The sequence below is a fragment of the Pseudomonas sp. GD03862 genome, from assembly GCF_029840855.1.
In the GTDB taxonomy this organism is placed as follows: domain Bacteria; phylum Pseudomonadota; class Gammaproteobacteria; order Pseudomonadales; family Pseudomonadaceae; genus Aquipseudomonas; species Aquipseudomonas alloputida.
In genome coordinates this window covers 1-13,121 of record NZ_JAOCDI010000080.1, presented here as the reverse complement: position 1 = coordinate 13,121, position 13,121 = coordinate 1, and the positions used below count along the sequence as shown (strand labels likewise).

Annotated in this window: 14 protein-coding genes; 6 read left to right on the top strand and 8 right to left on the bottom strand. The window is 62.1% G+C overall.

What is annotated here, in order from left to right:
* The 3 genes from N5D53_RS27020 to N5D53_RS27010 form a co-directional block, all read right to left on the bottom strand.
* Positions 1 to 259, bottom strand: a 259-nt coding sequence (locus N5D53_RS27020) for a nitronate monooxygenase (protein ID WP_279841101.1), incomplete at its 3' end; no start/stop codon positions are given.
* Between the two features lie 51 nt (positions 260 to 310).
* A complete protein-coding gene (locus N5D53_RS27015) occupies positions 311 to 481 on the bottom strand; it encodes a hypothetical protein (RefSeq protein ID WP_012051910.1) in 171 nt (56 codons plus the stop codon).
* 7 nt (positions 482 to 488) lie between these two features.
* The gene (locus N5D53_RS27010; protein WP_003250918.1) at positions 489 to 791 is read right to left on the bottom strand and encodes a DUF1883 domain-containing protein; all 303 of its coding nucleotides are present in this window, start codon (positions 789 to 791) and stop codon (positions 489 to 491) included.
* 159 nt (positions 792 to 950) lie between these two features.
* Between N5D53_RS27010 and N5D53_RS27005 the strand changes: the two genes are divergently transcribed.
* From N5D53_RS27005 to gorA, 6 genes are all read left to right on the top strand, one after another.
* Positions 951 to 1,310, top strand: a complete 360-nt coding sequence (locus tag N5D53_RS27005) for a hypothetical protein (RefSeq protein WP_019438771.1) — start codon at positions 951 to 953, stop codon at positions 1,308 to 1,310.
* A 77-nt stretch (positions 1,311 to 1,387) separates the two neighbouring features.
* Positions 1,388 to 2,038 carry a c-type cytochrome gene (locus tag N5D53_RS27000; protein WP_143493828.1) on the top strand — a complete coding sequence of 217 codons (651 nt, stop codon included), beginning with the start codon at positions 1,388 to 1,390 and terminating at the stop codon, positions 2,036 to 2,038.
* Positions 2,035 to 2,949 carry a c-type cytochrome gene (locus tag N5D53_RS26995; protein WP_064490963.1) on the top strand — a complete coding sequence of 305 codons (915 nt, stop codon included), beginning with the start codon at positions 2,035 to 2,037 and terminating at the stop codon, positions 2,947 to 2,949. Before N5D53_RS27000 ends, N5D53_RS26995 begins: the two co-directional genes overlap by 4 nt.
* Positions 2,950 to 3,185: 236 nt before the next feature.
* Complete coding sequence (gene galU, locus N5D53_RS26990) at positions 3,186 to 4,025, top strand: UTP--glucose-1-phosphate uridylyltransferase GalU (protein ID WP_014590484.1); 840 nt, start codon at positions 3,186 to 3,188, stop codon at positions 4,023 to 4,025.
* A gap of 472 nt (positions 4,026 to 4,497) precedes the next feature.
* Positions 4,498 to 5,919 carry a group II intron reverse transcriptase/maturase gene (gene ltrA, locus N5D53_RS26985; protein WP_104886249.1) on the top strand — a complete coding sequence of 474 codons (1,422 nt, stop codon included), beginning with the start codon at positions 4,498 to 4,500 and terminating at the stop codon, positions 5,917 to 5,919.
* 121 nt (positions 5,920 to 6,040) lie between these two features.
* Positions 6,041 to 7,396 carry a glutathione-disulfide reductase gene (gene gorA / locus N5D53_RS26980; RefSeq protein WP_104961380.1) on the top strand — a complete coding sequence of 452 codons (1,356 nt, stop codon included), beginning with the start codon at positions 6,041 to 6,043 and terminating at the stop codon, positions 7,394 to 7,396.
* 131 nt (positions 7,397 to 7,527) lie between these two features.
* Here gorA and N5D53_RS26975 read toward each other — a convergent pair whose 3' ends face one another.
* The 5 genes from N5D53_RS26975 to N5D53_RS26955 form a co-directional block, all read right to left on the bottom strand.
* Positions 7,528 to 8,835: a substrate-binding domain-containing protein gene (locus tag N5D53_RS26975; protein ID WP_266025095.1), complete on the bottom strand. Its 1,308-nt coding sequence runs from the start codon at positions 8,833 to 8,835 to the stop codon at positions 7,528 to 7,530.
* 155 nt (positions 8,836 to 8,990) lie between these two features.
* A complete protein-coding gene (locus N5D53_RS26970) occupies positions 8,991 to 10,139 on the bottom strand; it encodes an ABC transporter ATP-binding protein (protein WP_064490966.1) in 1,149 nt (382 codons plus the stop codon).
* A 17-nt stretch (positions 10,140 to 10,156) separates the two neighbouring features.
* Positions 10,157 to 10,963 carry an ABC transporter permease gene (locus N5D53_RS26965; protein ID WP_003256236.1) on the bottom strand — a complete coding sequence of 269 codons (807 nt, stop codon included), beginning with the start codon at positions 10,961 to 10,963 and terminating at the stop codon, positions 10,157 to 10,159.
* A gap of 6 nt (positions 10,964 to 10,969) precedes the next feature.
* A complete protein-coding gene (locus tag N5D53_RS26960; protein ID WP_010954644.1) occupies positions 10,970 to 11,887 on the bottom strand; it encodes an ABC transporter permease in 918 nt (305 codons plus the stop codon).
* The gene (locus N5D53_RS26955) at positions 11,884 to 12,909 is read right to left on the bottom strand and encodes an ABC transporter substrate-binding protein (protein ID WP_004576593.1); all 1,026 of its coding nucleotides are present in this window, start codon (positions 12,907 to 12,909) and stop codon (positions 11,884 to 11,886) included. The genes N5D53_RS26960 and N5D53_RS26955 overlap by 4 nt, the downstream gene beginning before the upstream one ends.
* Positions 12,910 to 13,121 lie beyond the last annotated feature (212 nt).

Below are 13,121 nucleotides of genomic sequence, written 5' to 3'. Positions count from 1 at the left end.
GCTCGGCATCGGGCGCTGGCGGCTGATGGCAGAAGAAGTTCAGGTTCAGCGGGCGCCCCGGGCAGCCGGCGCGGAATGCAGCGATCTCGGCACGCACTTGTTCGCCGCTGAGCATGGCGCAGGGCAGGGCGCCCAAGCCACCTGCCTGGCCCACGGCAATGGCCATGGCCGAGCCGGTCGCCCCCGCCATGGGTGCCTGCAGAATGGGCAGCTCGATGCCCAGCAGGTCGAGGATACGGCGGTCGGGCCAATGGCTCATGCGATTCTCCTTGCGTGGGGCGAGCGCTGCGGCGGGGGCTTGCGGCGAGTCTTACAGGGCCTTGCTGACCTGGATGTCGCTGATTTTCTCGGCGTCTTCGCCGTGGATCTTGCGCAGGGCCTCGAGGGCTTGCTCTTGCGAGGCATCGGGCATCAGCGCGAAATCCCAGCGACGCTGGCCGTCGAGCTTGTATTTGATGACGTACTTGATGGTCTGGGTCATGGTGGCCTTATCTGAGTTTCGACGACGAGCGACGGATGATCTTGATCTTGTGGGTCAGCGTTGGCTTGCGGGTGACCGAGATCGGGCGAGTGGTGACGGTATCGATGGTGATGTTCCAGAAGCCGGTGCTGGGTACGGTGATCTTCGCCGGAAACTTCTCGAAATGGCCGCCGTGGTAGGTATGACGGCCGCCGTTCTTGAAGCTGCGGAAGTTGGCGTCGTTCATCAGGCGGATATTGCAGCGCTGGGAGCACTCGATGACGACAATATCGTCCTCGTTGAGGTGCTCGCGCTGGTGTACGAATTTCATGTGATGCTCCGCAAGGTTTGGATCTGCAAAAGCAAAAGATACCACGATGTGCCGTTACACTGCCGCGTTGATCGCCGGGCGTAGATAATTCTGCCAAAGCAGGGAGCAAAACCGCCTGGATGTGGTCGAAGCGAATTCTTGAAGGCAGAGGTGCAGCAAATGAAGTGGATGGTGGCGGCGTTGTCGGTGACGCTCGGTGGCTGCGTGAGCGTCGCGGAGCTGGAGCAATCGCGTGAAACGATGGATGTGATCTCTGGCAAGAGCCCACGCGCCTATGCCGACTGCGTAAAGGAGAAGCTTGCCGATACGCGTGACCCGCTGACCGAAGAGCAGCGTGGCGACGGCCTACGGCTGATCGTACCGCAGAAAATCACCTCAGGTGCCGGCCCGGCGGCGCTGGTGGATATCGACAAGCGCGGCAGCGGCAGCAGCATCAAACTGCACGAGCGGCTGAATAACTTCCCGCTGCGCCTTGGCGATGTGCGCACTGCCGCAACACAGTGCATCTCCGGAAGTTGATCTGAAGCAACGGGTCCTCCTTTCTCTGCTTATATGTTTTAAGCCTAAACATATAACAAAAGAAAAGGAGATTCGTGATGACACCGTTGAGACGCGTGATGATCGGCAGCTTGCTGATCCTGATCTGGCCAACGGCACATGCCGCTGATGGTCAGAAGGTCTTCACCCAGGGTGGGGCCAACCCCGCCGCCATGGCCTGCCTGGGTTGCCATGGCCCGGACGGCAATGGCATTGCGGCTGCCGGCTTTCCACGTTTGGCTGGGCTACCGGCCGGTTATCTTGCCAAGCAGTTGCAGGACTGGCGCAACGGCAGCCGCAAGCAGCCAGTGATGGAACCTTTGGCCAAGGCCCTGAGCGACGACGAAATCAAGGCCGTCAGTACCTACCTGGCCAGCCTGCCGGCAGCGCCCGCTGGCGACCTGCACCGCCAGCAGATTGCCGATGACCCGACTACCCGCATGGCCCTGTACGGCGACTGGAGCCGGCAGATTCCTGGTTGCGTGCAATGCCACGGGCCGGGTGGCGGCGGGGTGGGCGAACACTTCCCGCCCTTGGCCGGCCAGCCCGCCAGTTACCTGGTGGCACAGCTCAATGCCTGGCGCGACGGTAGCCGCAGCAATGACCCCAACCAGCTGATGGTCGGCGTGGCCAAGGCCATGACCGATGAGGAGATCAAGGCCGTTGCCGAGTTCTTCGCCCGCCCCGCCAGCCAGGAGGTCACGCCATGAAAACCCTGATTCCCGCCTTGTTGCTGCTGGCCGTGGGCAGCGCCCAGGCCACGCCGATCGCCATGGAAGACCAGTCGCAGTTGAAGGTTCCCGGTGTGCAGGCAGCACCGCAGTTCGTGCCGCCTGCTGAGCGTGAGTTGCCCGATAATGCCTTTGGCAAAATGGTGCGTGAAGGCCACGCCTTGTTCGTCGACACCCGCCGACTGATGCCCGAGGCGGTGGGCAACGGCATGAACTGCAGTAACTGCCACCTCGATCAGGGGCGGTTGGCGCACTCGGCGCCGCTGTGGGGGGCCTACCCGATGTACCCGGCCTATCGCAAGAAGAATGACAAGGTCAACACCTTCGCCGAGCGTATCCAAGGGTGTTTTCAGTTCAGCATGAACGGCAAGCCGCCGGCCGCTGACAGCCCGCAGATGACGGCATTGGCGGTGTATTCATACTGGCTGTCGACCAAGGCGCCGACCGGTGTGGAGATTGCCGGACGTGGTTATCCGGAGGTGGCACAACCCAAGGGCGGTTATGACTTCAAGCGCGGCCAGCAGGTTTACCGTGAGCAATGCGCGATTTGCCATGGCGATAACGGTGAAGGGCAAAAGGTCGCAGGCGAGTACGTAATGCCGCCGCTTTGGGGCAAGGACTCCTACAACTGGGGGGCCGGCATGCACCGCATCAATACCGCGGCGTCGTTCATCAAGTACAACATGCCGCTTGGCAAGCCGGGCAGCCTCAGCGATCAGCAGGCCTGGGATGTGGCGGCGTGGATCAACCGCCACGAGCGGCCACAGGACCCGCGGTTGGTAGAGGGATCCATCGAGAAGACGCGGGTGAAGTTTCATGCCAATGATGGGGTTAACCTGTATGGTCAGCAGGTTGATGGGGTGCTGATCGGACAAGGGACGGGTAGCTGAGGTAAGCCGGTGGCGGCCTCTTGGCGCGTGAGCCCGTCGGAGAGGCCGCCACCGGCACGCTGATTTCCCTGTCATCCAACGGTCATGTATGACAGCAATATTTACGATCCCCCGGAACTATCTACACTGGGATATCTCTATGATGGCAACGGTCGTTATCGGGGGCATTGTAAGGTGACTGCCGCCTGATTAGACTGCGCCGAATTCCACAGGCCTAGCCTTTTGTAAGGACGTATATGATCAAAAAATGCTTGTTCCCGGCAGCCGGCTACGGCACGCGCTTCTTGCCTGCTACCAAAGCCATGCCCAAGGAAATGCTGCCGGTGGTCAACAAGCCACTGATCCAGTATGGCGTTGAAGAAGCATTGGATGCAGGTCTGAACGAGATCTCCATCGTTACCGGGCGCGGCAAGCGCGCCCTGGAAGACCACTTCGACATCAGCTACGAGCTGGAAAACCAGATCAAAGGCACCGACAAGGAAAAATACCTGGTCGGTATTCGTCGTCTGCTCGACGAGTGCTCGTTCTCGTACACGCGCCAGACCGAAATGAAGGGCCTCGGCCACGCCATTCTCACTGGCCGCCCACTGATCGGCGACGAGCCGTTCGCGGTGGTGCTGGCGGACGACCTGTGCGTCAACCCGGAAGGTGACGGCGTACTGACTCAGATGGTCAAGCTGTACAAACAGTACCGCTGCTCGATCGTCGCCATCCAGGAAGTCGACCCGCAGGAAACCAACAAGTATGGTGTGATCGCCGGTGAGATGATCCGCGACGACATCTTCCGTGTGACCAACATGGTCGAAAAACCGGCCCCGGAAGACGCGCCTTCGAACCTGGCGATCATCGGCCGTTACATCCTGACCCCGGATATCTTCGACATCATCGCCAACACCAAGCCAGGCAAAGGCGGTGAAATCCAGATCACCGATGCCCTCCTGCAGCAGGCGAAGGATGGCTGCGTGATTGCCTATAAGTTCAAGGGCAAGCGTTTCGACTGCGGTGGCGCCGAAGGCTACATCGACGCGACCAACTTCTGCTTCGAGAACTACTACAAGACTGGCAAGGCTTACTGATAAGCCCTGCTGGCCTCAAAGCCATCCTTCGGGATGGCTTTTTTGTGTGCGCCAGGCATGGCGCGTTGCGCGTTAGCGCAACCAGCTTGGTTGTGGTGGCCTCGTTGGTGACTTGGGGGTGAAAGTCCTCTACACACCCGGCAAGGGGAAGTGTTAGCCAGAGGCAAGGGTGTCGTGGGCGACTACGAATCTGAAGGAAGCCCGAGGCAAAATGCTGGCCTGACGAACAGGAAGCGGATCAGGCGGCGCAGCGGGGCAAGACGGCCATAATCGTCAAAGCCCAATACTTGCACGGAACGCTGCGACGTAAATCCGACAGGCATAAGCAGGAAGGTCACGCGAATTACCCTGGGAGATCTGTACGCTTGCCTTGGTGCTACCGAGCGTCGAGAGGCGACGGGATGAGCGTGCAGAAGTCAGCCGAGGCCGTAGTAAGTGGCGGTTAACCGCGTCACCAAGGGCCGAACAGGTTATGCCGCCAGTAGGCGTCACTGTCTCGTTGGTAGCCGCAATGCAGAAATTTCCTAAAACGGAATCTGTCACTCCGAATCCCGGCCAGAAGCCGAGGATGATGCCTGACAGCGCAAAGGTATCGACGGCGTCATCGGCGTGGACGAACGCAGAGCCGGACACGCTGATGGAGCGGGTGCTCGCACCGGCCAACCTCAGACGTGCGTATAAGCGCGTAGTCAGCAATAAGGGAGCGCCGGGTGCCGATGGCATGACGGTCGCCGACCTTGCAGGCTATGTGAATCAGTATTGGCCAATCCTCAAAGGCAGATTGCTGGCCGGTGAATACCATCCCCAAGCCGTACGTGCGGTTGAAATTCCCAAGCCGCAGGGCGGCACGCGGCAACTGGGAATTCCCACCGTCGTGGATCGCCTGATCCAGCAGGCATTGCTGCAACAACTCACGCCATTCTTCGATCCTCTGTTCTCGGATTTCAGCTACGGCTTCCGTCCGGGCAGGAGCGCGCATCAAGCTGTCGAGATGGCCCGTGCCCATGTGGCATCGGGGCACCGGTGGTGCGTGGAAGTCGATCTGGAGAAGTTCTTTGATCGGGTCAACCACGACATCCTCATGGCCTGTATCGAGCGCCGGGTCAAAGATAAGTGCGTACTTAGGCTTATCCGTCGCTACCTTGAAGCGGGAGTCATGTCAGGCGGTGTCGTCAGTCCACGGCAGGAAGGGACGCCGCAAGGCGGCCCGCTCTCGCCGCTGCTGTCGAATATCCTGCTCGATGAATTTGACCGCGAACTGGAGCGGCGGGGCCATCGCTTCGTGCGCTATGCCGATGACGCGAACATTTATGTGCGCAGTCCTCGGGCTGGCGAACGGGTACTGGCTAGTGTCGAGCGCTTCCTGAGTCAACGTTTGAAACTGACGGTGAATCAGAAGAAGAGTCGAGTCGCGAGAGCCTGGAAGTGTGATTACTTGGGTTATGGGATGAGCTGGCATCAGCAGCCAAGGTTGCGGGTGGCAACGGTGAGCCTGAGTCGCCTGCGCGACCGGCTCGCAGAGCTGCTATGCGGCGCACGGGGCCGCAAGATGGCAAACACCATCGAGCGGATAAACCCCGTACTACGAGGTTGGGCGGGTTACTTCAAGCTCAGCCAGAGCAAGCGGCCACTTGAGGAGCTGGATGGCTGGATCAGGCACAAACTCCGCTGTGCCATTTGGCGCCAATGGAAACAGCCCTCTACGAGGGCGCGCAACCTGATGCGTCTGGGCTTAAGCGAGGAGCGTGCCTGTAAATCGGCCTATAACGGCCGAGGCCCATGGTGGAACTCGGGGGCGCCACATATGAATCAGGCGCTGCCGAAGAAACTATGGGACCGACTCGGACTGGTCTCGATACTGGATACGATCAACCGGCTTAGCCGCATAGCTTGAACCGCCGTGTACGGAACCGTACGCACGGTGGTGTGAGAGGACGGCGGGTGTGAGCCCGCCTCCTACTCGATTGCGGCGGCCAACGGCGGTATGCTGGACGCCTGCCTGGGAGAGTGAATACATGGCCTTCGATTTTGATCTGTTCGTGATTGGCGCCGGGTCCGGTGGTGTGCGCGCAGCGCGTTTTGCTGCCGGTTTTGGCGCAAAAGTGGCAGTGGCTGAAAGCCGCTACCTGGGGGGGACCTGCGTCAACGTCGGTTGTGTGCCGAAAAAACTGCTGGTATACGGCGCGCACGTTGCCGATGAGCTGGAGCAAGCCGCGGGTTTCGGCTGGACGTTGGAAGAGGGGCATTTCGACTGGGGTACCCTGATTGCCAACAAGAATCGGGAAATCGAGCGCCTTAACGGCATCTACCGTAACCTGCTGGTCAACAGCGGGGTGACCCTGTTGCAGGGCCACGCGCGTCTGACGGGTGCCAACGAAGTGGAAGTGGACGGTCAGCGCTACACCGCCGAGCATATCCTCATCGCTACCGGTGGCTGGCCGCAGGTTCCGGACATCCCTGGCAAGGAACTGGCCATCACATCCAACGAAGCTTTCTACCTCAAGGACTTGCCGCGCCGCGTGCTGGTGGTGGGTGGGGGTTATATTGCCGTCGAATTCGCCGGCATCTTCCAGGGCCTGGGGGCCGACACCACACTGCTGTACCGTGGCGACCTGTTCCTGCGCGGCTTCGATGGCTCGGTGCGCACCCACCTGAAGGAAGAACTGGAAAAACGCGGCCTCGACCTGCAGTTCAACGCCGACATCCAGCGCATCGACAAGCTTGAAGATGGTCGCCTGAAAGCCACGCTCAAGGACGGCCGCGAGCTGGTAGCCGACTGTGTGTTCTATGCCACCGGCCGGCGCCCGATGCTGGACAATCTGGGCCTGGAGAACACCGGCGTCGAGCTGGATGAGCGCGGTTACATCCGGGTCGATGAGCAGTACCAGACCACCGCGCCCTCGATTCTCGCCATTGGCGATGTGATCGGCCGTGTGCAGTTGACCCCAGTGGCCTTGGCTGAAGGCATGGCCGTGGCGCGGCGCCTGTTCAAACCCGAGCAGTACCGCCCGGTGGATTACCAGAACATCCCCACTGCGGTGTTCAGCCAGCCACCCATCGGTACCGTAGGCTTGACCGAAGAGCAGGCGCTGGAGGCCGGGCACAAGGTGCAGGTATTCGAAAGCCGCTTCCGGGCCATGAAGCTGACCCTGACCGACATTCAGGAAAAGACCCTGATGAAGTTGGTGGTCGATGCCGAGACCGACAAGGTGCTGGGCTGCCACATGGTCGGGCCTGACGCTGGCGAAATCATTCAGGGCCTGGGCATTGCGCTTAAAGCCGGTGCCACCAAGCAGCAGTTCGACGAAACCATCGGCGTGCACCCGACGGCGGCTGAAGAGTTCGTGACCATGCGCACCGTCACCCGCTGATGACGCGGAGCCTGCTGTACAGCCTGTAGACGCAGCCTTGCGCTGCTACGAGGTCCTTGCTGACACCGGAATGTTTCTGTCATTCGGGCCTCGTTGCAGCACAAGGCTGCTTCAGGGGGGGCAAGGCCGGGTCAATACACCCACACCTCGACCCGCCGGTTGCGCAGCCGGCCTTGCTCCAGTTCATTCCCGGCCACTGGCAGTTCATCGCCCATCCCGGTCACCTGCAACACCTCCACGCCACCGCGCGCCAGTTCGCGGCGCACCGCTTGCGCACGTAGGCGGGAGAGCAGGGCTGCGCGCCCAGGGGTTTCCTTGGGGTCGCCGAACCCCACCAGCACTGCCTTGCCCTGCAGCTTCCCGGCCTGGCGCAGGTACTCTGTCACCCGCTGTACGTCGCGCAGGGCCTTGTTATCCAGGCTGGCGCTTCCTTCCTGAAAGCGGAAGTTCACACTCAGCCGCTGCGCCTGCCGGGCCAGGGTACGATAGGGCGGTGGCATGTCGCTTTGGGGGGCGACAGACAGGGCCTTGATCTGCTGCGAAACGAAACCCTGCTGGGCGATGATCGCCTGGCCGGCCGGGCTCTGGGCAAAATCGACCAGGGCCTTGGCCTGGGGCTTGGGGTTGGCCGGCAGGTAAAAGTACAGGCGCCGTGAAAGTGGGTAGTCCTCGCTGGCCACCCGTGCGCGCTCCGGCAGCATGGCCGGCGCGTCGCCCTCGGCCACCGCCAGCACCTTGGCCCCGTGTACGGCGGCCAGGCTGCTGAAACCGATGGCCTGGCGGTCGGTACCCACGCGTGCCGCCAATTCGTCACTGGACTCGAAACGCCTGGCCTTGGCCGAAAGCTCGCCATGCTGAGGTTCCAGCACCAGCGCCTTGAAGGTCTCGAAAGTGCCGGAACGGTCGTCACGGGCATACAGGTGAATGGCCCCGCCAGGTACGCCCAGTTGTTCCCAGCGCTGGATCTGCCCGGAGAAAATTTGCGCCAGTTGCCGGGTGTTCAGTTGGGGTATTGGGTTGTCGGGGTGGACGAAGACTGCGACGCCGTCGAGGCCGATCACGTGTTCGGCGCCGGCTGCGCGAAGGTCGCCCAGCGCCTGCAACTGGCGGACTTCACTGTCGTTGATCGGCCGCGAAGCAGCGGCCAGGTCCGCTTCGCCACGGCCCAGCGCGACAAAGCCGGTGCTCGAGCCGTGGGCGGCAATGTCGATGCGCAAGGGCTGGCCGTGCCCGTCGCGGGCGGTAATCACCCATTCATTGGCGACCTTGCCCGGCTGTTGTTCGATGGCGGTGGCCTGCTGTGCGCGCAATTGCCCCTGTACCAGCGCCGGCAGCAAGGCCGCGCCGATGGTGTTGGAGCCTTGCACGCGCAGGTGCAGGGGCTCAGCCAGGGTCGCGAGTGGTAGCAGGGTGAGCAGCAAGACAAGCAGGCGGAGCATGCCGGGTGACCTGTGGCATAGAGTTGGCCGGCAGATTACGACAGTGGCGTGATGATAATGTGACGGGGCGTACGCCTCCAATAGTGCAGCGCCTGCCAGATCGTGTGCCGCGCGGGCGGTGCTCGATCTGGCAGGCGCTGCAACGCACAAGAGCGTTAATGCGCCCCGGCCGACTTGCTCAGGTCGCTCTCGGCCCATTCGGTATAAATGCAAGCGTCTGCCACTGCCCAACGCACCTTCACGCTGTCGCCCGGCTGCATCGGCATGCCCGCCGCCGACAGTGCCTTCACGGTCAGCTCGGTACCCCCTGCAGTCACCACATGGCAGGTCTGGCTTTCACCCAGGAACAGCACTTCGCCAACCTTGGCAGTGACCTCGTTCCAACCCGCCGGCAGCGGTTCACGCATGGCCTGTTCGGCGCTCAGGGCCACGGCCTTTTCCGGGCGCACCATGATCAGTGCATCCTGCGAGGCGGCCAGCCCCGGGGTCAAGCGAATGGCCACTGGCTGGCCCTCGAAGCTGCCTGCGCCGTTGCTGCTGGCCTTGATCCGCAGGAAGTTGGAATTGCCCAGGAACGATGCGACAAAGGCATTCGGTGGGTTCTGGTACAGGTCGTAACCGGTGCCCAGGCCGACGATCTTGCCGTGGCTGAAAATGGCGATGCGCTGGGACAGGCGCATGGCTTCTTCCTGGTCGTGGGTGACGTAGACGATGGTGATGCCCAGGCGGCGATGCAACTGGCGCAGTTCGTCCTGCAGGTCTTCACGCAGCTTCTTGTCCAGCGCGCCGAGCGGCTCGTCCATCAGCAGGATACGCGGCTCGTACACCAGCGCCCGGGCGATCGCCACGCGCTGCTGCTGGCCGCCCGACATTTGCGAGGGTTTGCGGTGGGCGAACTGTTCCAGTTGCACCAGCTTGAGCATGGCGTCGACGCGCTTGGCGGTTTCGGCAGCGCCGAGTTTGCGAATGGCCAGTGGGAAGGCGATGTTGTCACGCACATTCAGGTGCGGGAACAGCGAATACCGCTGGAACACCATGCCAATGTCACGCTTGTGCGGCGGCACGTTGACCAGCGACTGGCCGTCGACCAGGATCTCGCCGCTGCTCGGTGTTTCGAAGCCGGCCAGCATCGACAGGGTGGTGGACTTGCCCGAGCCGCTGGAACCGAGGAAGGTCAGGAACTCGCCGTCCTGGATCTCCAGGTCGAGGTTGTCCACGGCGGTGAAGTCGCCGTAGTGCTTGTTCAGGCCGCGCAGGCTGACCAGGGTTTTGCCGTGCGCGTTGTCTTTGATCACTGCACTCATTGTTGTTTTCTCCGCGCTCAGGCGTTTTCGGTGCGCCGGCGCAAGGCGGCGGCAATGAACATGACCAGCAACGACAGGCCGATCAGCAAGGTCGAAGCCACGGCGATGACCGGGCTCAGGTCCTGGCGCAAGGTGGTCCACATCTTCACTGGCAGGGTCTGCAGGTCGGGGCTGGCCATCATCACGCTCAGCACCACTTCATCCCAGGACACCAGGAAAGCGAACAGGCCACCGGCGATCATGCCGGGGCGGATGGCCGGGAACGTGACCTTGAAAATCGCCTGCAGGCGCGAGGCACCGCAGATCACCGCGGCATCTTCGATCGACTGGTCGAACAGTTTCAGCGAGTTGATGATCGAGATGATGGTGAACGGCAGGGCGACTATCACGTGGCTGACCACGAAGGCGAACAGCGTGCCGGTGTAACCTAGCTTGAGGAACAGTGCGTATACCGCCACGGCAATGATCACCAGCGGCACGATCATCGGCATGGTAAACAGCCCGTACAGCAGCTCGCGGCCCGGGAAGCGGCCACGCACCAGGGCGAATGCGCTGGGCAGGCCCAGCAGCACAGCGGCGATGGTGGTCAGCACGGCCACCTTCAGGCTGGCCAGTGCGGCGTCCATCCACTCCGGGTTGGAGAAGAACTGGCCGTACCACTTGAAGGTCCAGCCCGGTGGCGGGAACACCAGCCACTGTGACGAGCCGAATGACAGCAACACGATGAACACCACCGGCAGCAGCAGGAAGGCCGCGATGACCCCGGTGGTCAGGTACAGGCCCGTGCGCAGCGGGCGGCCCATGGCATTGGGAGACAGGAGCATGGCGGTTTACCTCGCGTTGCCAACCGGGGATTCCGGCTGCAGCTTCAGGTACAGGTAGAAGAGCACCAGGGTGATCGCCACCAGCAGTGCGGCAGCGGCGCTGGCCAGGCCCCAGTTGAGGAACGACTGCACCTGCTGGATGATGAATTCAGGCAGCATCATGTTCTGCGCGCCCCCCAGCAGTGCCGGGGTGACGTAGTAACCGAGCGACATCACGAACACCATCAGTGCCCCGGAGAACAGCCCCGAGCGGCACAGCGGCAGGAACACCTTCCAGAAGTTGGTCCACGGGCTGGCGCCACAGATCGAACCTGCCTGCAGCACCATCGGGTCGATGGCGTGCATGGTCGCCTGCAGTGGCAGCACGATGAACGGGATCATGATGTAGCTCATGCCGATTACCACGCCGGTGAGGTTGTGCACCATTTCCAGCGGGGCATCGATGATGCCCATGGCCATCAACGCCTTGTTGATCACGCCCGAGCTCTGCAGCAGCACCAGCCACGAGTAGGTGCGCGCCAGCAGGCTGGTCCACATCGACAGCAGCACGATGTTCAACAGCCAACGGCCCCAGCCCTTGGGCACCAGGGTGATCGCCCAGGCCAGCGGGAAGCCCAGCAGCACGCTGATCAGGGTCACCACGCCGGCCACGGAAAAGGTGTTGAACAGCACACGTGCGTAGGCCGAGTTGGCAAACAGCTGCTCGTAGTTACCCAGCCCCGGGGTGGGTTCCAGCACCCCGCGCAGCAGCAGGCCGACCAGCGGGGCGAAGAAGAACACGCCAAGGAACAGCAAGGCGGGCAGCAGGTTGCGGCTGCCTTTCCAGCGCTGGCTCAGGCTTGCGCGGCGCGGGGTGGTGCCCGGGGCGCCGGCACCCGTGGGGGTACCTTGCGCATTGTGCAGGGCGTTGATGGCGACTTTCATTTGACCAACCACTCATTCCAGCGGGCCGCGATGGCTTGACCGTTCTTGGCCCAGTAGGCGAAGTCGAGGGTGACCTGGTCCTGGGCGTAGGCAGTTGGCAGGTTTGGCGCGAGGTCTTTGTCCAGTTTGGCCACGCTGTCGACGTTGACCGGCGCGTAGGCGGTCTTGTTGGCGAATTCGGCCTGGCCCTCGGCGCTGCTGGCGTTGGCCAGGAATTTCATGGCCGCTTCCTTGTTCTTGGCGCCTTTGGGGATGACCAGGAAGTCGGCCATGACCAGGTTCTGCTTCCAGCTCACGCCCACCGGTGCACCGTCTTGCTGCAGGGCGTAGACACGGCCATTCCAGAACTGGCCGAGCGAGGCTTCACCCGAGGCCAGCAACTGCTGCGACTGGGCGCCACCGCCCCACCAGACGATGTCTTTCTTGATGGTGTCGAGCTTCTTGAAGGCGCGGTCCAGGTCCAGCGGGTACAGCTTGTCAGGGGCTACGCCGTCGGCCAGCAGGGCCAGTTCCAGCACGCCGGGGCTGGGCCATTTGTACAGGGCTCGCTTGCCGGGGTAGGCCTTGGTGTCGAACAGCGCGGTCCAGTCCACCGGCTTGTTGGCCCCGAGCTTGCCTTCGTTGTAGCCGAGCACGAAGGAGAAGAAGAATGAACCGACGCCATGGTCGGAGACGAAGCGTGGGTCGATCTTGTCGCGCTTGATCTGGTTGAAGTCGAGGGGTTCGAGCAGGCCTTCGCTGGCGGCACGCAGGGCAAAGTCGGCTTCGACGTCGACCACGTCCCACTGCACGTTACCGCTCTCGACCATGGCCTTGAGCTTGCCGTAGTCGGTGGGTCCGTCCTGCACGACCTTGATGTTCGTGGCTTTGGTGAACGGTACTGCCCACGCTTCTTTCTGGGCGTCCTGGGTCGTACCGCCCCAGCTGACGAAGTTGAGGCTGTCGGCGGCCTGGGCGGCCTGACATGCCAGGGTCAGCAGGCTGGCAGACAGCACTGCGGTTACACGTTTGCTTAACAGCATGGTTACGCCCTCGTTGCTTTTGTTATTCGAGGCGGGGCTTTTGGTGCGCCCGCCAACAGTGTTCGGGGAGCAGCTAAAACAAAGTGTTCTGGTGGCCGTTTTTAATTGTAGGTGCCGGCCTGTAGATTCAAGGTCTACGGGATATCATATTATGGTATTCCAAGATTTTGGCAAGAGGTATGGGGCGACCGGCCATCACTCCGCCCTGTCAA